The sequence below is a fragment of the Streptomyces sp. NRRL F-2664 genome, from assembly GCF_000719345.1.
Lineage (GTDB): Bacteria > Actinomycetota > Actinomycetes > Streptomycetales > Streptomycetaceae > Streptomyces.
Window position 1 is genome coordinate 116,466 of record NZ_JOFX01000002.1, and the last position, 21,541, is coordinate 138,006.

Annotated in this window: 18 protein-coding genes; 3 read left to right on the forward strand and 15 right to left on the reverse strand. The window is 71.0% G+C overall.

Going from position 1 to position 21,541, the window contains the following annotated elements:
- Positions 1-3 precede the first annotated feature (3 nt).
- The 3 genes from glmS to IF89_RS0102845 all read right to left on the reverse strand — a co-directional run bounded on the left by glmS (position 4) and on the right by IF89_RS0102845 (position 3,150).
- A complete protein-coding gene (gene glmS, locus IF89_RS0102835) occupies positions 4-1,821 on the reverse strand; it encodes a glutamine--fructose-6-phosphate transaminase (isomerizing) (protein WP_030760521.1) in 1,818 nt (605 codons plus the stop codon).
- Positions 1,822-1,889: 68 nt separating this feature from the next.
- Positions 1,890-2,165 (reverse strand): hypothetical protein, encoded by a 276-nt coding sequence (locus IF89_RS0102840; protein ID WP_030025937.1) that lies wholly within the window; start codon positions 2,163-2,165, stop codon positions 1,890-1,892.
- 97 nt (positions 2,166-2,262) lie between these two features.
- A complete protein-coding gene (locus tag IF89_RS0102845; RefSeq protein WP_030760529.1) occupies positions 2,263-3,150 on the reverse strand; it encodes a DUF4429 domain-containing protein in 888 nt (295 codons plus the stop codon).
- Positions 3,151-3,201: 51 nt separating this feature from the next.
- On the opposite strand from IF89_RS0102845, the gene IF89_RS0102850 reads away from it, so the two are divergent.
- Positions 3,202-4,794, forward strand: a complete 1,593-nt coding sequence (locus IF89_RS0102850; protein ID WP_030760532.1) for a beta-N-acetylhexosaminidase — start codon at positions 3,202-3,204, stop codon at positions 4,792-4,794.
- Between the two features lie 129 nt (positions 4,795-4,923).
- Here IF89_RS0102850 and IF89_RS0102855 read toward each other — a convergent pair whose 3' ends face one another.
- The 10 genes from IF89_RS0102855 to IF89_RS0102900 all read right to left on the reverse strand — a co-directional run bounded on the left by IF89_RS0102855 (position 4,924) and on the right by IF89_RS0102900 (position 18,186).
- Positions 4,924-6,705 carry an IucA/IucC family protein gene (locus tag IF89_RS0102855; protein WP_030760533.1) on the reverse strand — a complete coding sequence of 594 codons (1,782 nt, stop codon included), beginning with the start codon at positions 6,703-6,705 and terminating at the stop codon, positions 4,924-4,926.
- Positions 6,702-7,289, reverse strand: a complete 588-nt coding sequence (locus tag IF89_RS0102860; RefSeq protein WP_030760534.1) for a GNAT family N-acetyltransferase — start codon at positions 7,287-7,289, stop codon at positions 6,702-6,704. Before IF89_RS0102860 ends, IF89_RS0102855 begins: the two co-directional genes overlap by 4 nt.
- Positions 7,286-8,587, reverse strand: a complete 1,302-nt coding sequence (locus tag IF89_RS0102865) for a lysine N(6)-hydroxylase/L-ornithine N(5)-oxygenase family protein (protein ID WP_030760540.1) — start codon at positions 8,585-8,587, stop codon at positions 7,286-7,288. The genes IF89_RS0102860 and IF89_RS0102865 overlap by 4 nt, the downstream gene beginning before the upstream one ends.
- Positions 8,571-10,061, reverse strand: a complete 1,491-nt coding sequence (locus IF89_RS0102870; RefSeq protein ID WP_030760545.1) for a pyridoxal phosphate-dependent decarboxylase family protein — start codon at positions 10,059-10,061, stop codon at positions 8,571-8,573. The genes IF89_RS0102865 and IF89_RS0102870 overlap by 17 nt, the downstream gene beginning before the upstream one ends.
- Positions 10,062-10,207: 146 nt before the next feature.
- Positions 10,208-11,107: a siderophore-interacting protein gene (locus tag IF89_RS0102875; protein WP_030760548.1), complete on the reverse strand. Its 900-nt coding sequence runs from the start codon at positions 11,105-11,107 to the stop codon at positions 10,208-10,210.
- A gap of 108 nt (positions 11,108-11,215) precedes the next feature.
- A complete protein-coding gene (locus IF89_RS0102880) occupies positions 11,216-12,253 on the reverse strand; it encodes an ABC transporter substrate-binding protein (protein WP_030760550.1) in 1,038 nt (345 codons plus the stop codon).
- 148 nt (positions 12,254-12,401) lie between these two features.
- Positions 12,402-13,562, reverse strand: coding sequence for an acyl-CoA dehydrogenase family protein (locus IF89_RS0102885; RefSeq protein WP_030760556.1), 1,161 nt, complete (start codon positions 13,560-13,562; stop codon positions 12,402-12,404).
- A gap of 7 nt (positions 13,563-13,569) precedes the next feature.
- The gene (locus tag IF89_RS0102890; protein WP_030760559.1) at positions 13,570-14,487 is read right to left on the reverse strand and encodes a hydroxymethylglutaryl-CoA lyase; all 918 of its coding nucleotides are present in this window, start codon (positions 14,485-14,487) and stop codon (positions 13,570-13,572) included.
- Positions 14,488-14,498: 11 nt separating this feature from the next.
- Positions 14,499-16,535, reverse strand: coding sequence for an acetyl-CoA carboxylase biotin carboxylase subunit (locus IF89_RS0102895; RefSeq protein WP_030760562.1), 2,037 nt, complete (start codon positions 16,533-16,535; stop codon positions 14,499-14,501).
- Positions 16,536-16,569: 34 nt separating this feature from the next.
- Positions 16,570-18,186 carry a carboxyl transferase domain-containing protein gene (locus IF89_RS0102900; RefSeq protein WP_030760565.1) on the reverse strand — a complete coding sequence of 539 codons (1,617 nt, stop codon included), beginning with the start codon at positions 18,184-18,186 and terminating at the stop codon, positions 16,570-16,572.
- 112 nt (positions 18,187-18,298) lie between these two features.
- Between IF89_RS0102900 and IF89_RS0102905 the strand changes: the two genes are divergently transcribed.
- The gene (locus IF89_RS0102905; protein WP_030760569.1) at positions 18,299-18,877 is read left to right on the forward strand and encodes a TetR/AcrR family transcriptional regulator; all 579 of its coding nucleotides are present in this window, start codon (positions 18,299-18,301) and stop codon (positions 18,875-18,877) included.
- Between the two features lie 56 nt (positions 18,878-18,933).
- The gene (locus IF89_RS0102910) at positions 18,934-19,740 is read left to right on the forward strand and encodes a phosphatase (RefSeq protein WP_030760571.1); all 807 of its coding nucleotides are present in this window, start codon (positions 18,934-18,936) and stop codon (positions 19,738-19,740) included.
- A 185-nt stretch (positions 19,741-19,925) separates the two neighbouring features.
- Here IF89_RS0102910 and IF89_RS45790 read toward each other — a convergent pair whose 3' ends face one another.
- Together IF89_RS45790 and tesB are read right to left on the reverse strand one after the other, a co-directional pair.
- Positions 19,926-20,339: a hypothetical protein gene (locus IF89_RS45790; protein WP_158717789.1), complete on the reverse strand. Its 414-nt coding sequence runs from the start codon at positions 20,337-20,339 to the stop codon at positions 19,926-19,928.
- A 321-nt stretch (positions 20,340-20,660) separates the two neighbouring features.
- The gene (tesB, locus tag IF89_RS0102925) at positions 20,661-21,536 is read right to left on the reverse strand and encodes an acyl-CoA thioesterase II (RefSeq protein WP_030760574.1); all 876 of its coding nucleotides are present in this window, start codon (positions 21,534-21,536) and stop codon (positions 20,661-20,663) included.
- Between the last annotated feature and the right edge of the window lie 5 nt (positions 21,537-21,541).

Consider the following 21,541-nt stretch of genomic DNA (forward strand, 5'->3'; position numbering starts at 1 on the left):
CTGCTACTCGACGGTGACCGACTTCGCCAGGTTGCGCGGCTTGTCGATGTCCCGGCCCATGGCCAGGGCGGTGTGGTAGGCGAGCAGCTGGAGCGGGATGCCCATGAGGATCGGGTCCAGCTCGTCCTCGTTCTTCGGAACCACGATGGTGTGGTCCGCCTTCTCCTGCTCGCGGTGGGCGACGGCGAGGATCCGGCCGCTGCGCGCCTTGATCTCCTCGAGCGCGGCGCGGTTCTTCTCCAGCAGGTCGTCGTCCGGGACGATCGCGACGGTCGGCAGCGACGGCTCGATCAGGGCCAGCGGACCGTGCTTCAGCTCGGAGGCCGGGTAGGCCTCGGCGTGGATGTAGGAGATCTCCTTGAGCTTGAGGGAGGCCTCCAGCGCCACCGGGTAGCCGCGCACCCGGCCGATGAACATCATCGACTTGGCCTCGGCGAACTCGGCGGCGAGCTTCTTGATGTCCTCCTCGCCGTCGAGGATCTCCTGGATCTGCGCGGGCAGCTTGCGCAGGCCCTCGATGATGCGCTTCCCGTCGGTGACCGACAGGTCCCGGATGCGGCCCAGGTGCACGGCGAGCAGGGCGAACGCCACGACCGTGTTGGTGAAGCACTTGGTGGAGACGACGCAGACCTCGGGGCCGGCGTGGACGTAGACGCCGCCGTCGGCCTCGCGGGCGATCGCGGAGCCGACCACGTTGACGACGCCGAGGACGCGGGCGCCCTTGCGCTTGAGCTCCTGCACGGCCGCGAGCACGTCGTAGGTCTCACCCGACTGGGAGACCGCGATGTAGAGGGTGTCGGGGTCCACGACGGGGTTGCGGTAGCGGAACTCCGAGGCCGGCTCGGCGTCCGCGGGGATGCGGGCCATGCCCTCGATGAGGCCGGCGCCGATCAGGCCGGCGTGGTACGAGGTACCGCAGCCCAGGATCTTGACGCGGCGGATGCCGCGGGCTTCCCGCGGGTCGAGGTTCAGGCCGCCGAGGTGGACGGTGCTGAAGCGGTCGTCGATCCGGCCGCGCAGCACGCGGTCGACCGCGTCGGGCTGCTCGGAGATCTCCTTGTGCATGTAGGTGTCGTGACCGCCCATGTCGTAGGAGGCGGCCTCCCACTCCACGGTCTCCGGGGTGGCGTTCGTCGTCGTACCGCTGGTGGTGTACGTGCGGAAGTCGTCGGCCTTGAGGGTGGCCATCTCGCCGTCGTTCAGGGTGACGACCTGGCGGGTGTGGGCGATGAGCGCGGCGACGTCGGACGCGACGAGCATCTCCTTCTCGCCGATGCCGAGGATGACGGGCGAGCCGTTGCGGGCGACGACGATGCGGTCGGTGAAGTCGGCGTGCATGACGGCGATGCCGTACGTGCCCTCGATCACCTTCAGGGCCTCGCGGACCTTCTCCTCCAGGGAGTCGGCCTGGGAGCGGGCGATCAGGTGGGTGATGACCTCGGTGTCGGTCTCGGAGGCGAAGACCACGCCGTCGGCCTCCAGCTTGGCGCGGAGCTCGGCGGCGTTGTCGACGATGCCGTTGTGGACGACGGCGACCTTGTTCTCCGGGTCCAGGTGCGGATGCGAGTTGACGTCGCTCGGGGCGCCGTGCGTGGCCCAGCGGGTGTGGGCGATGCCGGTGGTGCCGGCGAAGCGCTTCGGGACGCGGGCCTCCAGGTCGCGGACGCGGCCCTTGGCCTTGACCATCTTGAGCGCGCCGGCCTTCGGGCTGTTCACGACGATGCCCGCGGAGTCGTACCCGCGGTATTCCAGCCGTGCCAGGCCCTCCAGCAGCAGCGGTGCGACATCACGCTTTCCGATGTATCCGACGATTCCGCACATACGGTCCTGCCCCTCCTGAAGTTCGGTTCCTGTACCCGTTCCCGCCCGGCCGCGCCTGCGGCGGCCGGTCAGCCGTAGACGATGCGGCGCAACTGCCGGAGCGAGAGCTCCGGGGGCGCCACGGCGCGGTGCGGCAGCTCGGCCGCGATCCGCTCGAAGATCTCCGCGTTCACGGCTCCGCCGGCCTGCAGTTCGCGGTGGCGGCGGCGGACGAAGTCCTCCGTCGTCTCGTCGAAGTAGGCGAGCACGTCGAGGACCACCCGGGCCGCTTCCCCCCGCTGCAGCGAGGTGCTGCGCACCAGGTGTTCGACGAGGTCGTCATAGGACGGGCGGCGGTCGAGCACCCGTAGATATTGACTGCTCCCGCCGCCCAAAGCAAAGATCCTGCCCGATTCCGGGCAGGATCCCTCAGGTCTGGACCAGCGGAATGGATGCATCCGGTCAGAATCTACGCAAAACGGCCTGCTTGGCCGCGGCGAACTCGTCGGCCGTGAGCACCCCCGTCTGGTGCAGCTCCCCCAGTTCCCGCAGCCGCCGCAGCAGGGCGTCGTGGTCCTCCGCGACGCCGGCGCCCGGCCCGGCGAGCTCCTTCGGCGGCGCGTCCTCGACGGCCCGGTCCTGCACCGGCGCGGCCGGGTGCGGCAGCCGCACCGCCACGGCCGCGGCGACCAGCGCCATCAGCGGGTCCTTCTTGAAGCCGAACAGCTCCACCGTGTACGGGTCGTACTTGGGCGCGGCGGGCTGGGAGGAGCCGGCCAGGCCGAAGCGCAGCCAGCCGTTGTCGAGTCCCTTGGCGGGGGCCCACTCCACGGCGCGCAGATCCGTGACCCGGAACTCGCGCGGCCCGCCCGAGCGCTTGGCCTCCTCGGTCGTCCAGTTCCACTCCAGCGCGATGCGGTCGCCGTCGAAGGTGACGGTCCCGTCACCCGCGCCCACCGCTATCGGCACGCTCGGGCCCGGCAGCAGATAGCTCTCCGACGGGCCCGGGTCCACCTGGTCCAGCAGCAGGGCGTTGCGCACCTCGTCCACGAAGTACTCCGCCACCCCCGTCCGGTCCGGCTCCACGCTCAGCCGGTACGGGTCGGACGCCTCCGGCAGCCGTCCCCCCGTCACCTGGGTCAGCGGGTCGGCGCCCTCCCGCAGGCGCAGCCGGAGCCGTCCCGCCTTGCGGCCCGGCTCGTGGCTGATGCCCGCGAGCGCGCCCAACGGCACGACGACCTCGCCCAGGGTCTGTCGCAGCAGCCCCACCCCCTTGTCGCGGCCGGGCACGATGCGCACCGCGTCGCCGTCGAACGTCCAGGTTCCGTCCTTCTGGATGATTTCCGCCATTCGGCGATTCTCCCACCGCGCAGCACGGGCCAGTTGGCCTATACCTGGCACATGAGAGTCCTGCGACGCGCGCTCGGCACCCTCCTCGTCCTCGGTGCGGTCTCCTGCACCACCGCCCACGGCGACGACGCGAGCGCCGGCGACGACCCGCCCGCCGCCCTCGCCCCCTTCGAACGCCTCCTGCCGGCGCCGCTCTCCGCACGCGCCGAAGGCCCCGGCTACTCCTTCGGGCCCGGCACGGTCATCCGTACGGGACCGGGCGCGGACGGGGAGGTCCGCCGGCAGGTCCGCCGGGTCGCAGAGCTCCTCGCGGAGCAGCTGCGCGGCCCCAGTGGGCTGCCGCTGCCGGTCGTCGACGGCGCGCGGGGTGAGGGGATCCGGCTCCGGATCGACGCGGCGGCCGAGGGGGTGGGCGAGGAGGGCTACCGGCTGCAGTCCGGGCCGAGCGGGGTCGACCTCGTGGCGCGGACCCCGGCGGGCCTCTTCCGCGGCGGGCAGACCCTGCGCCAGCTGGTGCCCGTGGCCGGTCCCGGGACGGTGCCGGGCGGCACGGTCACCGACCGGCCGCGCTTCGCCCACCGGGGCGCCATGGTCGACATCGCCCGGCACTTCTTCACCGTGGAACAGGTGAAGAGGTACGTGGACCAGCTCGCCCAGTACAAGGTCAACACGCTGCACGTGCACCTCACCGACGACCAGGGCTGGCGCCTGGTGATCGACTCCTGGCCCCGGCTGGCGCAGTACGGGGGCGCCGGCGAGGTGGGCGGCGGCCCCGGCGGCCACTGGACGAAGGCCGAGTACCGCGAGCTGGTGGCGTACGCGGGCGAACGGTACGTCGAGGTGGTCCCGGAGATCGACATGCCGGGGCACACCAACGCGGCCCTGGCCTCCTACGCCGAGCTGAACTGCGACGGGAAGGCCCCCGAGCGGTACACCGGGACCAAGGTCGGCTTCAGCTCCCTGTGCGTCGGCAAGGAGCGGACGTACGAGTTCGTCGACGACGTGCTCGGGGAGCTGGCGGAGCTGACCCCCGGCCGGTACCTGCACATCGGCGGCGACGAGGCGCACGTGACGCCGGCCGCGGACTACGCGGCCTTCATGGACCGGGCGCAGGAGGCGGTGGGCCGCCACGGGAAGACGGTGGTGGCCTGGCACCAGCTGGCCTCGGCGCGCCCGGCGGCCGGGGCGGTGCTCCAGTACTGGGGCCACGACAAGACCTCCGCCGCGGACCGGGCGGCCGTGGCGGCGGCCGCGAAGGCCGGACACCCGCTGATCCTGTCCCCGGCGGACCGGGTGTACCTGGACATGAAGTACGGGGCGGCGACCAAGCCCGGACTGGCATGGGCCGGCTACGTCCCGGTGTCGCGGGCGTACTCCTGGGACCCGGGGGCCTACCTGGCAGGGGTGCCGGAGTCCGCGGTGCTCGGGGTGGAGGCCCCCCTGTGGACGGAGAACGTCGCGACGCGGGCCGATTGGGAGCTGATGGCGTTCCCGCGGGTGCTGGGCCTGGCGGAGCTCGGCTGGTCCCCGGCGGCCGCCCTCGACTGGACCTCGTACAGCCGCCGCCTCGCCGCCCAGGCGCCCCGCCTGGACGCCCAGGACATCGGCTACTTCCGCTCCCCGGAGGTCCCGTGGACCCGGTGACGGGCAGGGCCGCGGACATGGCGAAGGCGTGACCGCGAAGAGGGCCTTTGGCTTCGCGGTCACGCCGTCACACGGGCGGGGCGGGGCGGGTGTCGGGGGACCGTCCCGACGCCCGCCCCGCCCCGTGTCTCACCGTCGGGCGAAGGGCGCGACGGGGTTCTCGAGGGTGCCGATCAGCTGGAGCGCGGCGGAGGGGTCGGAGAGGTCGACCATCTGCTTGTTGTTGCGCAGCTGGAGGCGGTTGAGGCAGGACAGCTGGAACTCCTCTGCGAAGAAGTCGTAGCGCTCGAACTTCTCCTTGAGGGCCGGCATGGACTCCTGGTAGTCGTGGGCGCAGTCGGCCACGGCCCGCCAGAAGGTGTCCTCCGTGCAGATGCCCTCGGTGACGAGGATGGAGGACAGGAAGCGGAAGAAGCAGTCGAAGACGTCCGTGAAGATCGACAGCAGCTTCATGTCCTCCGGGACGTCCGCCCGGATCCGCTCGACCGCGGGCGGCAGTACCGCGTCCGCGTCCATGATGACGATCTCCTCGGCGATGTCCTTGAAGATCGCCCGCTGGACCACGCCGTCCTTGATGACCAGGATGGTGTTCTCGCCGTGCGGCATGTAGGCCAGGTCGTACTGGTAGAAGCAGTGCACCAGCGGCAGCAGGTAGGCGCGCAGGTAGGGCTTCAGCCACTCGGCGGGGGTGAGCCCGGATTCCTCGATGAGGGCGCCGACGAACGACCTGCCCTCGGCGTCCACGTGCAGGAGCGAGGCCATGGTGGCCAGCCGCTCGCCGTCCCGGAGGGAGTTGACCGGGGACTCGCGCCACAGGGCCGCCAGCATCTTGCGGTACGGCGAGTAGCGGTCGGTGGCGCGCTCGTACTGCAGGTGCCGGTAGCCGATGGCCGCGCGCTCGCGGATGATCGAGAAGTCGACGGACCGCAGGACCTCGTCGGACTCGATCAGCTGGTGCAGCCAGTCGTTGATGGCGGGCGTGGCCTCCATGTAGGCGGCCGACAGGCCCCGCATGAAGCCCATGTTCAGGACGGAGATGGCCGTCTTGACGTAGTGCTTGGTCGGGGTGGTGGTGTTGAAGAACGTACGGATGGACTGCTGCGGGAGGTAGGCGTCCTCGCCCTCGCCGAGCAGCACCAGCCGGCGATTGGCGATCTCCGCGGCGAAGGTGATCGTGGTCTTGTTCCACCACTGCCAGGGGTGGACCGGGAAGAGCAGGTAGTCCGCCGGGTCCAGGTCCATGGAGCGCAGTTTCGCGGCGAACAGCTCGACCGCCGCGTCGCCCAGCTCGGCGCGCATGAAGCTGTCGTGCTCCAGGCCGGCGCCCGCCGTGAAGGTGGCGACGTCCTTGTGCGCGGCGGCCCAGATCAGGTTCACGGGGTGGGCGGCCTCGGGCGCGTACGCGTGGTACTCGTGCACGCCGAAGCCGAGCCGGCCGTTGTTGGCGACGAAGCACGGGTGGCCCTCGGTCATGCCGGTCTCGATGTCCTGGAAGGACGACTTCGCCAGCACGGCGGCAGGGACCTGCGGCTTGGTGTACTTGAAGGCCGAGCCCGCCAGGGTGGAGGAGATCTCCTCCAGGTAGACCGGCAGGACCTCCGCGCTCAGCCCCAGGGTCTGCTGGAACTCGATGTGGAAGTCGAGGGCGTCCAGCGGCAGGGACTCGCCGTCCCGGAGCCGGGTGATGCCGGCCTCGTCCACCGCCCAGTGGTCCAGGGTCTGGCGGGTCGCTTCGAAGTGGTACTCCACCGTGCCGTCGTCGGAGACGACCGAGTAGCGGCCGCCGCCGAGGGAGACGGGGCTCAGCAGGCGCTCGTGCGCGAACTCGGCGAGGGCCTTGCGGACCAGGGCGCGGTTGGCGCGGGCCCACAGCTCGGGGGAGAGGTGGGAGACGGCGTCGGAGAGGCTCATATCGACACTCCCTGGGCGATGCCGGTCGCGGCCTCGAACTGCGCGCGGGTGCAGAAGCTCAGCAGCGCTTCCTTCTCCGGCTTGGTGACCTTGCGCTCCGGCACGAAGCCGACGGCCTCGTTCAGGGCGTGCACGGCGGTGTTGGCGACGTCCGGCTCCACCACGACGCGGGCGGTGGCCGGGTCGGCGAAGATCGCGGCCATGACGGTCGTGATGACCGCACGGGTGAATCCGTGCAGCGGCCGGTCGCTGGGTGCGACCAGGAAGTGCATGCCGACGTCGCCCGGCCGGGCGTCGTACAGGCCGACCAGCTCCAGCTCGCTCGGGTCGTAGGTCTCCATCAGGAAGGCCGGACGCCCCTGGTGCAGGCCGATGTAGGCCTGGTGGTGCTCGTGGGCCGCTATGCGCATGTACTCGCGCTCGACGTCCGGCAGCGAGGCGTCCTGCATCATCCAGAACGCGGCCTTGGGGTGCGTGACCCAGCCGTGCAGCAGCTCCGCGTCGGCGAGGGGATCCAGCGGACGGATGGCGAAGTCCCCGAGGACGGAGTCCGTCCGGGAGTAGAGGGTGTCGGTGGTGCTCATGCGTGGGTGCCTTCCGGGGCGGCGAACTGCTGGAACGCGATGGACTTCTCGACCTTGTAGTACTCGCGGCCGAGCAGCTCACCGACGATGTACGCGTTGCGGTACGCGGCCATGCCCAGGTCGGGGGAGGTCAGGGAGTGGTTGTGGGTGGTGCCGTTCTGCAGGTACACCTCGCGGCCGGCGGTGTCGACGCTGTAGTTGCGGGCGGCGTCGAGGCGGCCGCGGCCGTCGAAGTTCAGGCGGTCGCGCACCGGGGCGAGGAAGTCGGGGGTCCGGTACTTGTAGCCGGTGGCGAGGACCAGGCCCTCGGTGGTGAGCGAGAAGTCCCGCTCCTGCTCCTCCTGGCGCAGGCCCAGGGTGTACGTGCCGCTGGTGGTGTCGTACGCCGTGCTGTTCAGCGAGGTGTTGGTCAGCAGGGTGGTGGGCACGGCACCCGGCATGCTGATCCTCTTCTGGTAGAGCAGGTCGAAGATGGCGTTGATCAGGTCGCCGTCGATGCCCTTGAAGAGGTTCTTCTGCTGGGTCTCCAGCCGGTAGCGGGTGTCCTCCGGGAGGGCGTGGAAGTAGTCCACGTACTCGGGGGAGGTCATCTCCAGCGTCAGCTTGGTGTACTCCAGCGGGAAGAAGCGCGGGGAGCGCGTGACCCAGTTGAGCTGGTAGCCGTACACGTCGATCTCGGCGAGGAGGTCGTAGTAGATCTCCGCGGCGCTCTGGCCGGAGCCGATGAGGGTGATGGACTTCTTCTTCTGCAGCTCCGCCTTGTTCGGCATGTAGGCGGCGTTGTGCAGGAAGTCGCCGCCGAGGCCGGCGCAGGCGTCGGGGACGTACGGCGTGGTGCCGGTGCCCAGGACGATGCGGCGGGCGCGGTGCGTCCCGCCCTTGTCGGTGCGGACCTCGTACAGACCGGCGGCCTCGTCGTAGGTGACCTCGGTGACGGAGGTCGAGTACAGGACGTTGTCGAGCCGGTCGGCGGCCCAGCGGCAGTAGTCGTTGTACTCGGCGCGCAGCGGGTAGAAGTTCTCCCGGATGTAGAAGGAGTACAGGCGGTCCTGGTCCTTCAGGTAGTTCAGGAAGGAGAAGGGCGACGTCGGGTCGGCGAGGGTGACCAGGTCCGACATGAAGGGCGTCTGGAGGTGCGCGCCGTCCAGGAACATCCCCGCGTGCCACTCGAAGTGCGGCTTCGACTCGATGAACAGGCCGCTCAGCTCGTCGATCGGCGCGGTCAGGCAGGCCAGTCCCAGGTTGAAGGGACCGAGGCCGATGCCGATGAAGTCGTGGGGCTCAGTGGTGGACGGCAAGGGATTCTCCCAGGAACTGCTCGGCGTGTGCGGCGAGGAGGTCGAGGACGGCGGTGATGTCGGCCGTCGTGGTCTGCGGGTTGAGGAGGGTGAACTTCAGGTACTGCTTCCCGTCCACCTTGGTGCCGGCGACGACGGCCTCGCCGGACGCGAAGAGCGCCTTGCGGGCGTGGAGCTGCGCCTCGTCGAGGAGTTCGGCGGGAACGTCCTCGCCGGGCAGGAAGCGGAAGACCAGGGTGGAGATCTGCGGGGCGACGACGACCTCGAAGCGCGGGTCGGCGGTGATGACGTCGTAGCCGGCGGCGGCGAGGTCGATGACCTGGTCGAAGAGCGATCCGACGCCGTCGGCGCCCATGATGCGCAGCGTCATCCAGAGTTTGAGGGCGTCGAAGCGGCGCGTGGTCTGGATGGACTTGTCGACCTGGTTCGGGATCCGCTCCTCGGCCATGCGCCGCGGGTTGAGGTAGTCCGCGTGGTACGTGGCGTGCTTGAGGGTGTCGCGGTCGCGGACCAGCATGGCGCTGGAGCTGACGGGCTGGAAGAACGACTTGTGGTAGTCGACCGTGACCGAGTCGGCGTGCTCGATGCCGTCGAGGAGGTGCCGGCGGGTGGGGGAGACCAGCAGTCCGCAGCCGTAGGCGGCGTCCACGTGCATCCACGCGGAGTGCTCGGCGGTGAGGCGGGCGATCTCGGGGAGCGGGTCGATGGACCCGAAGTCGGTGGTGCCGGCGGTGGCGACGACGGCCATGGGGAAGAGGCCCTCGGCGGCGCAGTTCTCCAGCTCCAGCGCGAGGACGGAGGTGTCCATGCGGCGGTTGCGGTCGACCGGGACGGAGATGACGGCCTCGTAGCCCATGCCCAGCATGGCGGCGGACTTCTGCACGCTGAAGTGGCTGGCCTCGGAGGTGAAGATGCGCAGCTTCGGCAGGAGTTCGGCCTTGGTCAGGCCGATGCCGGCCTCCATGGCGCGCTGCATGACGGTGCGGCAGGCCTCGTCGCGGGCCAGCAGCAGCGCGTGGAAGTTGGACTGGCTGCCGCCGGAGGTGAAGATGCCGTCCGCCTTCTCCCCGAGGCCGATGCGGCGCGTGGTCCAGTCGATGAGGCGGCGCTCGATGAGCGTGCCGCCGATGGACTGGTCCCACGTGTCGAGGGAGGAGTTGACGGCGGCCATGACGGCCTCGCCGACCACCGCGGGTATGACGACCGGGCAGTTGAGGTGGCCCAGGTAGCGCGGGTGGTGGAAGTAGACGGCGTCGCGGAGGTAGACGTCCTCCAGCTCGGCCAGCGCCGCGGAGGAGTCACCGAGCGGGGTGTCGAGGTCGATCCCGTTGATGACCGGGGCGAGTTCGTCGACGGATATACCGGTGTGGGGCCGTTCGGTGGTGGCGAGCTTGGCGGCGACGCGGTCGACGCCCTCGGTGACAGAACGGCGGTAGATATCCGCGGTCGTCTCGTTCAGCAGATGCTGGCGCATCAACTTTCCTCCGGGCAGGGGGAGAAGGGGAGGGTGGGGTGTGTGATGTTTAGGTTAGCCTAACCTAAACAGAATGACCAAATGGCGATGGGCCCTGGCCGGAACCAGGGCCCATCGCGAACTGCTGCGTGAGGGAACGGAGCTGACTACAGCTCGGAGGCCGGGTCCTCGCTGGGCGCCTTGCCCGCGTAGGCCTCGGCGAGGAGCTGCTCCTCGCTCGCACCGAGCCGCCAGTAACCGGTGAAGCGCACCGAGCGGCGGTCGACGGATCGTTCCTGCACGAAGTGGCGCCGTGCGGCGCGGACGGTGCCCGCCTCGCCCGCCAGCCACACGTACGGCGCCCCGGCGGCCGGCGGCTGCGCCGCGCGCAGCACGTCCAGCACCCGGCCGGTGCGCTCCCGGCCGTCGCCCGCGCGCACGATCCATGTGATCTCCGCGTCGGCGGCGGTGTCCAGGGGGAGCCGGTCCTCCTCGTGCGGGACCTCGAACCAGGCCCGGACCGGGATACCGGCGGGCAGCCGGTCAAGGATCGCGGCCGCGGCCGGCAGGGCGGTCTCGTCCGCGTACATCCACACCGCGTCGGCGTCGGCCGGGGCCTGGAAGCGCACGGACTTGTTGTCGGCGACGGCCGGGCCGATCGCCAGGATCCGGCGGCCGGCGGCCGCGCGCCCGGCCCAGTGCGAGGCGGGGGAGGTGTCGCCGTGCAGAACGAAGTCGATGTCGACCTCGACGGCGCCCTCGTCGTCGCGGCGCTGCTCGCGCACGGTGTAGGAACGCATCACCGGCCGCTCCTCGTCCGCCATCGCGCGCCATGCGCCGAACCAGGTGTCCTCGTCCGTGGACGGCAGCACCGTGTGCTCCACGCCGGACGGCGGCAGGAAGAGCGAGAGGCTCTGGTCGAAGCCGCCGGAGCGGAAGTCCGCGAGGGACTCACCGCCGAACGTGACCCGCAGGAACGAGTGGCCCAGGCGGCGGGTGCGGAGCACTTCGAGCGTGAAGAAGCGGAAGTGCGCCACGGCCGGGGTGTCGGACGCGGTGGCGGTCATGCGGAGGGTCCCCCTGGAAGTCGGTACGGCCTGAGGCGGGTCCAGGGCGCGTCCGTTCGGACACGCCCTGGGGGTGGGCGCCCGGGGTCACCGGGCGCCGCGCGAGGGTCAGGCGACCTTCTTGGCGTTCTGGAGGGCCTTGGCCAGGTCCTCGAGGATCTGGGCGCACTTGTCGTACGAGTAGATCGGCTCGGTGGTGCGCGGGGCGACCTGGCCGGCCTTCACGGCGGGCATCTCGGCCCAGGTGGCCTTGGCCTTCAGCTCCTCCGGCTGCAGGGTGCCGGTGCGGTTGTCGAGCAGGACCAGGTCGGCCTTGTACTTGCCGGCGTTCTCCCAGCTCAGGCTCTCGAAGAAGCCGCCCTCGTCGAGCTTCTCCGGGGTGATGAACTCGACGCCCAGGGACTTGAAGTACTTGAGGTCGGCCGAGGTGTCCGGGGTGGAGGCGTAGAACAGGTCGGCGGAGCCGGAGCCGACGAGGACCTTGATGCCCGGGTTGGCCTTGGTGGCCTCGCGGACCTTGGCGGCCGCGGCCTCGAAGCGGGCCTTGCCGTCCACGGCGGCCTTGGCGTTCATGTCGGCACCCAGCGACTTGGCGAGGTCCGCCGTGCGCTCCAGCGCCTTGTCCATGGAGACGTTGCCGCCGACGCCGACCGCGGCGGCCGGGGCCAGCTTCAGGATCTTGTCCTTGGAGGCCTCGGGCACGTACCAGTAGGAGCCGTCCCAGGTGTTGGTGACGAGGAGGTCGGGCTGGAGGGCGGCGTACTTCTCGACGTTGAACTCGTCGTAGACGTTGCCGATGATCTCGACCTTGGAGATGTCCATCGAGCCGGCCTGGACGTCGGGCTTGCCGTCGGCGGTCTTGGTCGGGCCGAAGACGCCCTTGACGGAGACGCCGTAGTCGTGGAGCGCGGCGGCGGTGCCGGTGAAGGCGACGATGTTCTTCGGCGTGGACTTGGCGCTGACGTCGTTGCCGAGGTCGTCCTTGAAGGTCCAGGGGCCGGAGGACGCGGCTGCGGTGCTGCCCTTGTCGCCGTCCTTCGCGGAGTCGGTGCCTCCGCACGCGGCGAGCGCGGCGACGAGGCCGAGGGCGCCGCCCGCGGCGACGAAGCCGCGACGGGTGAAGGAGAAGCTGCGGGACTTGGGCATAATCGATGTCCGTTTTCGTGCGTACCGGGGCGGCCACCAGCGTGCCGTTCGTGGGGAAGGTTAGCCTAACCTTGGCCGAAATTGGTAAGGGGGCCCTAAGTTTTTTTCGGGACCCCTCACGTCGCCCGCACCGGCACGGGCGTGCGGACTAGCCTGCGAAGCCCAACTCGCGTGCGATCAGCATGCGCTGGACCTCACTGGTGCCCTCACCGATCTCCAGGATCTTCGAGTCCCGCCACATTCGAGCCACCGGGTACTCGTTCATGAAGCCGTAGCCGCCGTGGATCTGCGTCGCGTCACGGGCGTTGTCGACGGCCACCGTGGAGGAGTACAGCTTCGCGATCGCCGCCTCCTTCTTGAACGGCTCCCCGGCCACCAGGCGGGAGGCCGCGTCGCGCCAGCCGATGCGGGCCATGTGGGCGCGCATCTCCATGTCCGCCAGCTTGAACTGGATGGCCTGGTTGTCACCGATCGCCTTGCCGAAGGCGTGCCGCTCCTGGGCGTACTTCACCGACTCGTCCACACAGCCCTGCGCGAGGCCCGTGGCGAGCGCGGAGATGGCGATCCGGCCCTCGTCCAGGATCCGCAGGAACTGGGCGTAGCCGCGGCCCTCCTCGCCCACCAGGTTCGCCAGCGGGACCCGTACGTCGTCGAAGGACAGTTCCCGGGTGTCCGAGGAGTTCCAGCCCACCTTGGAGTACGGGGCGGCCACCGTGAAGCCCGGTGTGCCGGACGGGACGATGATCGAGGAGATCTCCGGGCGGCCGTCCGCCTTGCGGCCCGTCACGGCCGTGACCGTCACCAAAGCGGTGATGTCCGTACCGGAGTTGGTGATGAAGCACTTCGAGCCGTTGATGACCCACTCGTCGCCGTCCTTGACGGCGGTCGTACGGGTGCCGCCGGCGTCGGAGCCGGCGCCGGGCTCGGTCAGGCCGAAGGCGCCCAGCACCTCGCCCGAGCACAGCTTCGGCAGCCACTGGCGCTTCTGCTCCTCGGTGCCGAACAGGTACAGGGGCATGGCGCCGAGCGAGACGCCGGCCTCCAGGGTGATGGCGACCGAGGAGTCGACGCGGGCCAGCTCCTCCAGGGCGATGCCGAGGGCGAGGTAGTCCCCGCCCATGCCGCCGTACTCCTCGGGGAAGGGCAGGCCGAACAGGCCCATGCGGCCCATCTCGGCGACGATCTCGTAGGGGAACTCGTGCCGCTCGTACAGGTCGCCGATCTTCGGGGCGACGACGTCGTGGGCGAAGGCCTCGACGGTGCGGCGGAGTTCCTCGTGCTCGGGGGTGAGCCGGTGGTCGAGGGACATGGTGTGACTACTCCTTGTGGGAGAGGGCGCGGACGGTACGGGAGGGGCTGGGACGGCCCAGCCGTTCGGCCATCCACACGCTCGTGGCGGTGAGGGCGGCCAGGTCGACCCCGGTCTCGATGCCGAGGCCGTCGAGCATCCACACCAGGTCCTCGGTCGCGAGGTTGCCGGTGGCGCTCTTCGCGTACGGGCATCCGCCGAGGCCGCCCGCGGAGGCGTCGACGGTGGTGACGCCGTGCTGGAGCGCGGCGAGGGTGTTGGACAGGGCCTGGCCGTAGGTGTCGTGGAAGTGCACGCCGATGCGGTCGGTGGTGACACCGGCCTCGTTCAGTGCGGTGAGCAGGGCCTGGACATGGCCCGGCGTGGCGACGCCGATCGTGTCGCCGAGGCTCAGCTCGTCACAGCCGAGGTCGAGCAGGGCCTTGGCGACGGAGACGACCTGGTGGACCGGGACGGCACCCTCCCAGGGGTCGCCGAAGCACATGGACAGATAGCCGCGCACGTGCGCCCCGCCCTGCCGGGCCCGGGCCACCACGGGCGCGAACATGGCGAGGGACTCGGCGACGGTGCGGTTGAGGTTGCGGGAGGCGAACGTCTCCGTCGCCGACCCGAACACCGCGATACGGGTGGCCCCGAGGGCGAGCGCCCGGTCCAGGCCGCGCTCATTCGGCACGAGGACGGGCAGCGCGGCGTCCACGTCGGCGAGCAGCGGGAAGAGCTGCTCGGCGTCGGCGAGCTGGGGCACCCACTTGGGGTGCACGAAACTCGTCGCCTCGATCGTGGTCAGGCCGGCGCCGGCGAGGCGGCGGACGAACTCCGCCTTGACCTCGGTGGGGACGGCCGTCTTCTCGTTCTGCAGACCGTCGCGGGCACCGACCTCGTGGATGCGGACCCGGGCCGGCAGGCCGGGGGCCGGAACGTTCATGGGCAGCCCGATCACGCGCCCTCCTCCTCGTCCGGGGTGACGACGGCCAGCACCTGGTCCATGGCGACGGTGGTGCCGGGCGAGACGTCCAGCTCGGTGACCGTGCCGGCGTGCGGGGCGGAGATGACGTGCTCCATCTTCATCGCCTCGACCACCAGCAGGCTCTGTCCGGCCGTCACCTTGTCGCCGACGGCCACCTTGACGACCGTCACGGTGCCGGGCATGGGGGCGGCGAGGGTGTCGGCGCCGGCCCGGCCCGCGCCGCTGAGGTTCGCGACGACCGGGTCGTGGTGCTGGACGTGCCAGGAGTCGGCGTCGCGGCCGAGCCACGTCCCTTCCGGGGATGCGGCGTGGCTGAACCGGTGGGTGGCGCCGTCGACTTCGACGGTGACGGTGTCGGGGGTGCGGGCGACGATCCGGGCTCGCGCCGGTGCGCCGGGGCTCTGCCCCGGACCCTCGAGCGCCGGCGGGGCTGAGAATGCGAGCTCGGTGTCGGAGCCGGAAGGCCGGGTACGGATCTCCACCGGGTCCTGGCCCGGGAGGCGGAAGTGGTGGACCGTCCAGGCCGGGGTGCCACCGAGGCGCCAGCCGTCGGCGGCGTCGAACGGATCGACCCACCCGGTCGCGCGCGACTCCGGGGCGGTGCCCGCCAGCAGGGCGGCTGCCGCGTACACCTCGGCCGGGACCCCCTCCGGGAGGAGCCCGGCGAGGTCCCGTTCGACCAGCCCCGTGTCCAGGTCCCCGGACACCACGTCCGGGTGGGCGAGCAGCCGCCGCAGGAAGCCGGCGTTCGTCTGGACGCCCAGGATCACCGTGTCGGCGAGAGCGGCCCGCAGCATGCGCAGCGCGGCCGGCCGGTCGGGCCCGTGCACGATGACCTTCGACAGCATCGGGTCGTAGGTCGACCCCACCGGGACGCCCGCCGTCAGGCCCGAGTCCGTACGGACCGCGCCGCCCGAGGGCTCCGACAGGGCCAGGACCGTACCGCCGGACGGCAGGAAGCCGCGCGCCGGGTCCTCCGCGCAGACGCGGGCCTCGATCGCGTGCCCGGTCAGGCGGATGTCGTCCTGGGTGACGGGCAGCGCCTCGCCGGCGGCGACCCGCAGCTGGAGCTCCACCAGGTCCAGGCCGGTGATCAGCTCCGTCACCGGGTGCTCGACCTGGAGGCGGGTATTCATCTCCATGAAGTAGTACGAGGAGGGGTCGCCGCCGGGGACGATGAACTCCACCGTGCCGGCGCCGACGTACCCGCACGAGCGGGCCGCGTCGACCGCCGCCGCGCCCATCGCCGCCCGGGTCTTCTCGTCGAGCAGGACCGAGGGGGCCTCCTCGATGACCTTCTGGTGCCGGCGCTGCAGCGAGCACTCGCGCTCGCCCAGGTGGACCACATGGCCGTGGGCGTCCGCCAGTACCTGGATCTCGATGTGCCGGGGCCGGTCCACCCAGCGCTCCACGAGCAGGGTGTCGTCGCCGAAGGAGGAGCGGGCCTCGCGGCGGGCCGCCGCGATCTCCTCGGCCAGTACCGCCTCGTCCCGGACGAGGCGCATGCCCTTGCCGCCGCCGCCCGCCGAGGGCTTCAGCAGCACCGGCATGCCGATCTCCGAGGCCGCCGCGACCAGTTCGGCGTCGGTCAGGCCGCTGCCGGAGGAGCCGGGAACCACGGGCACGCCCGCCGCCTTCACCGTCTCCTTCGCGCGGATCTTGTCGCCCATGAGGGAGATCGCCGAGGCGGGCGGCCCGATGAACGCCAGGCCGGCGTCCGTGCAGGCCTGCGCGAAGGCCGCGTTCTCCGCGAGGAAGCCGTAGCCGGGGTGCACGGCCTCGGCGCCCGTCCGCCGCGCGGCATCCAGCAGCCGCTCCACCGACAGGTAGCTCTCCGCGGCGGCGGCCGGGCCGATGCGGACGGCCGTGTCGGCCTCCCGTACGTGGCGGGCGTCGGCGTCCGCGTCGCTGAAGACGGCCACGGAGCGGATGCCGAGCTCCCGCAGGGTGCGGATGACGCGTACCGCGATCTCGCCGCGGTTGGCGACCAGAACAGTGCTGAACATCGAAGAGGTCCTCATGTCACTCACGTCACTCACGTCACATTCGGAAGATGCCGAAGCCCGAGTCGCCCAGCGGGGCGTTCGCGCACGCGGTCAGGGCCAGTCCCAGCACCTGCCGGGTCTCCATGGGGTCGATGACCCCGTCGTCCCACAGCCGCGCCGTGGCGTAGTAGGCGTTGCCCTGCTCCTCGTACTGGGCGCGGACCGGGGCCTTGAAGGCCTCCTCGTCCTCCGCCGGCCACTCCTGGCCGGCGCCCTCGATCTGGTCGCGCTTGACCGTCGCGAGGACGGAGGCCGCCTGCTCGCCGCCCATCACGGAGATCTTGGCGTTGGGCCACATCCACAGGAAGCGGGGCGAGTACGCCCGCCCGCACATGGAGTAGTTGCCGGCGCCGTACGAGCCGCCGACGACCACCGTCAGCTTCGGGACGCGGGCGCAGGCCACGGCGGTGACCATCTTGGCGCCGTGCTTGGCGATGCCGCCGGCCTCGTAGTCCCGGCCGACCATGAAGCCGGAGATGTTCTGGAGGAAGAGGAGCGGGATGCCGCGCTGGTCGCACAGCTCGATGAAGTGCGCGCCCTTCTGGGCGGACTCGGCGAACAGAATGCCGTTGTTCGCGATGATGCCGACCGGGTGGCCGTGGATCCGGGCGAAGCCGGTGATCAGCGTCTGGCCGAACTCGGACTTGAACTCCTGGAAGCGCGAGCCGTCCACGACGCGCGCGATGATCTCGCGGGCGTCGTAGGGGGTGCGCGAGTCGACGGGGACGGCGCCGTACAGCCCGGCCGGGTCCACCTTCGGCTCCTCCGGAGCCTCCACCGACCAGGGCAGGGCCCCGCGCTCGGGCAGGGTCGCCACGATGTTCCGTACGATCCGCAGCGCGTGCGCGTCGTCCTCCGCGAGGTGGTCCGTCACGCCGGAGACGCGGGAGTGGACCTCGCCTCCGCCGAGCTCCTCCGCCGTGACGACCTCGCCGGTCGCGGCCTTCACCAGCGGCGGGCCGCCGAGGAAGATCGTGCCCTGGTTGCGGACGATGACGGCCTCGTCGCTCATGGCCGGTACGTACGCGCCGCCCGCGGTGCAGGAGCCGAGGACGGCGGCGATCTGCGGGATGCCGGCGCCCGACATGCGCGCCTGGTTGTAGAAGATGCGGCCGAAGTGCTCCCGGTCGGGGAAGACCTCGTCCTGCATGGGCAGGAAGGCACCGCCGGAGTCGACCAGGTAGAGGCAGGGGAGACGATTCTCCAGCGCCACCTCCTGGGCGCGCAGGTGCTTCTTGACCGTCATCGGGTAGTAGGTGCCGCCCTTGACGGTGGCGTCGTTCGCGACGATCACGCACTCGCGGCCGCTGACCCGGCCGATGCCCGCGATGACCCCGGCGGCGGGGGCGGCGCCCCCATACATCCCCTCGGCGGCCAGCGGGGCCAGCTCCAGGAAGGGGGATCCGGGGTCGAGGAGGGTGTCCACGCGGTCGCGCGGGAGGAGCTTCCCGCGGGCGGTGTGGCGGGCGCGGGCCTTCTCGCCGCCGCCGAGCCGGGCCGCGTCGAGCCGGGCCCGCAGACCCTCGGTCAGCTCGCGGTGGGCGGCCTCGTTGGTCCGCCAGGCCTCGGACGCCGGGTCCGCGGCGCTCGTCAGCACTGGTGCCTGCTGCATCGGTCGAGCTCCCTTGCTCGTTCCACTTGCTCGGTACACGTTGTTAATCAGCGTTAACGCGTCTACGGCTCAGGTTAACGACCGCTAACGGCCCTGTCTAGAATGGTTTCCCATGAGCACCAGAGCGGCCGCCCCGACCCGACGCGAGCAGATCCTCAGCGAGGCCGCCCGCCTCTTCGCAGCGCGCGGCTTCCACGGCGTCGGCGTGGACGAGATAGGGGCCGCGGTCGGCATCAGCGGCCCCGGCCTGTACCGGCACTTCGCGGGCAAGGACGCGATGCTCGCCGAGCTGCTCGTCGGCATCAGCGAGCGGCTGCTCACCGGCGGCCGGCACCGGGTCGCCGAGGCGGCGGGGGACCCGGCCCGGGTGCTCTCCTCCCTCATCGACGGCCATATCGACTTCGCGCTCGACGACCGGGCGCTGATCACCCTGCACGACCGCGAGCTCGACCGGCTGCGGGAGGGCGACCGCAAGCTCGTACGGCAGCTGCAGCGGCAGTACGTGGAGCTGTGGGTGGAGGTCGTACGCGAGCTGCACCCCGAGGTCGGCGAGGCGGAGGTACGGGTCGCCGTGCACGCGGTCTTCGGCCTGTTGAACTCCACCCCGCACCTGGCGGCCCTCGGCCGGGAGGCCGTCGAGTCGCTGCTGCGCAGGCTCGCGCACGGCGCCTTCGGGGCGCTGTCGGCATGACCCGGGGCGTCCGCCGACCGGAATGGACGCGCCGCCTCCGGCCCGGCGGCGGCAGAATGGCCCGCATGCCGAAGCCGATAGAGACGTCCGTACCCAGCCGCGCCGAACTCATCGACCACCTGGTCCGCACCCGGATCGCGGGGCAGGTCGCGACGCCGCGCGAGAACAACCTCTCCCACTACCGCAAGCTCGCCAACGGCGACCGGCACTACTGGCTCGGCCTCGAACTGGGCGAGCGCTGGACGGACGAGCAGGACGTCCTCGCCGTCATGGCGGAGCGCTGCGGTGTCGTGGACGACCCGGAGTTCCGCCACGGCCAGGACACCATCGACCCCGAGCTGACGGTGGCCGGCCTGGACCGGCTGGCGGCGCGGCTGCGCAAGGCGGCGGCCGACCGGCAGAGCGTCCTGCTGGCCACCGGGCACCCGGGCGGGCTGCTGGACGTCCACCGCGCAACGGCGCAGGCGCTGCGCGCGGCGGGCTGCGAGATCGTGGTGATCCCGCAGGGGCTGGTGGCGGCCGAGGGCTCGGTGTGGCAGTTCGCGGACGTCGCCGTCCTGGAGCGGGGCGCCACCCTGTGGCACACCCATTCACCGGAGCCGATGGCCGCGATCCTGGACGCCCTGGCGGCCGAGGGCCGCCCGCAGCCGGACTTGGTCGTCGCCGACCACGGCTGGGCGGGCTGCGCGGCCCAGCGCGGCCTGGACGCCGTCGGCTACGCCGACTGCAACGACCCGGCCCTCTTCCTCGGCGAAGCCGAGGGCACCCTCCAGGTCGCGGTCCCCCTGGACGACCACGTCCGCGACCCGCGGTACTACGACCCGCTGGTGGCGTACGTGCTCAATGCGGCGGGGCTGCACTGACGCGACGGCACGGGACACGAAAAGGCCCCGGCCGGGAACTCCCGGCCGGGAACTCCCGGCCGGGGCTTCCTCGTGCGCAGCCTCCGGGAACCCGGCGCGGCGTGAGAACCAGCGCGCGCCCATGTAGCCCCGGGAGCCCCAAGGCGGTTCGGTGGGGAGTGCCCGCCGGACCGCCCCCCCCGTGATCACTGGCCGGCCAGCATCCCGATCAGGCATAGGACGAAGAAGATGGCAGAGGCGAATTCCGGTGCGAGGCTGGACCGCTGCTGGCGCATCGGCCCTCCCGGCGCCCCGGACGCGGCATGTCGCATGGCTTCCATGTCGACCAAGAGTCGCCTTCTTGCATCTTTTCCGTCCAGCGCCCCTTGAAATGCCCGAGGGTGAAATTCTCCGCCGCCGGCTGCTCTATTTACCAGGCAAAGATGATACCCAAGGGGAGTTCGTCGCCATTTCGGTTCAGAAATCTCCGACCATGGAATCCATGCTGTGCGATAGGGCTCGCGAACAACGAGGTACGCCGTCTCGATGCGCAATCCAGGGGTGAATTGGAATCGCCATATGATGCACGCGAAGGCGGGGCAGGCCATCAATGCTGCCATCAGTGGGCGGTACGAGTCATGCGTTGAGCTTATGGCTTCAACCAGGACGATCGCCGGAATAGTGAGGAATATGCCAGAGCAGAGCAGCCCTTTCAGTATATTGCTTATCGACCTCTTCATTCTCGCCAAAGCCCCCTGAATCCGAAAGTCGACACGACCCTGTCGGCTATGCCTTGCGGAACGCTGTATCGGCTAGGTCTCCCACCAAGCCGAGACTCTGCTCGACACAACCCTTGGTTCCGCTGGAATGACGCCCCCTGTCCAATCCCCTTCGTGCGAAGTGGCGCAGGTCACGGTGGTCCGTGCAGAGCGTCCCGCGGGTCACGTGCGCGGGATGCGGACCACGCCCTCCTGGATGACCGTGATCGCCAGGCGGCCGTCCTGGGTGTAGATGCGGGCCTGGCCGAGGCCCCGGCCGCCGTGGGCCGAGGGGGACTCCTGGTCGTACAGCAGCCACTCGTCCGCGCGGAACGGCCGGTGGAACCACATCGCGTGGTCCAGCGAGGCGCCGACCACGTCGCCCACCGCCCAGCCGCCGCGGCCGTGCGCCAGCAGGACCGCGTCGAGCAGGGTCATGTCGGAGACGTACGTGGCCAGGCACATGTGCAGCAGCGGGTCGTCCGCGAGCTTGCCCTGCGTGCGGAACCAGACCTGCGAGCGCGGCTCCAGCGGTTCGCCGACCGTGCCCCAGGGCGGGGTGGTCGCGTACCGCAGGTCCACCGCGCCGCGCGCCTCCAGCAGCCGCTCCACGGTGCCCGGGTCGCGGAAGGTCTCGCGGTACGGCGGCAGCGCCTCGGCGGCCGTCGGCAGCGACTCGGGGTCCGGTGCGGCCGGCATCGGGACCTGGTGCTCCAGCCCCTCCTCGTACGTCTGGAAGGACGCGGAGAGGTGGAAGATCGGCTGCCCGTGCTGGACGGCGACGACGCGCCGGGTGGTGAAGGAGCGCCCGTCGCGGATCCGGTCCACGGAGTAGACGATCGGCGCGCCGGAGTCGCCGGTGCGCAGGAAGTACGAGTGCAGCGAGTGCGGCAGACGGTCCGCGGGCACCGTGCGCCCGGCGGCGACCAGGGCCTGCGCGGCCACCTGGCCGCCGAACACGCGCGGCACCAGGGAGGTGCGGCTGGTGCCGCGGAAGATGTTCTCCTCGATCTGCTCCAGGTCGAGCAGATCGAGGAGGTCCGTCAGTGCCTCGTTCAAGGGGA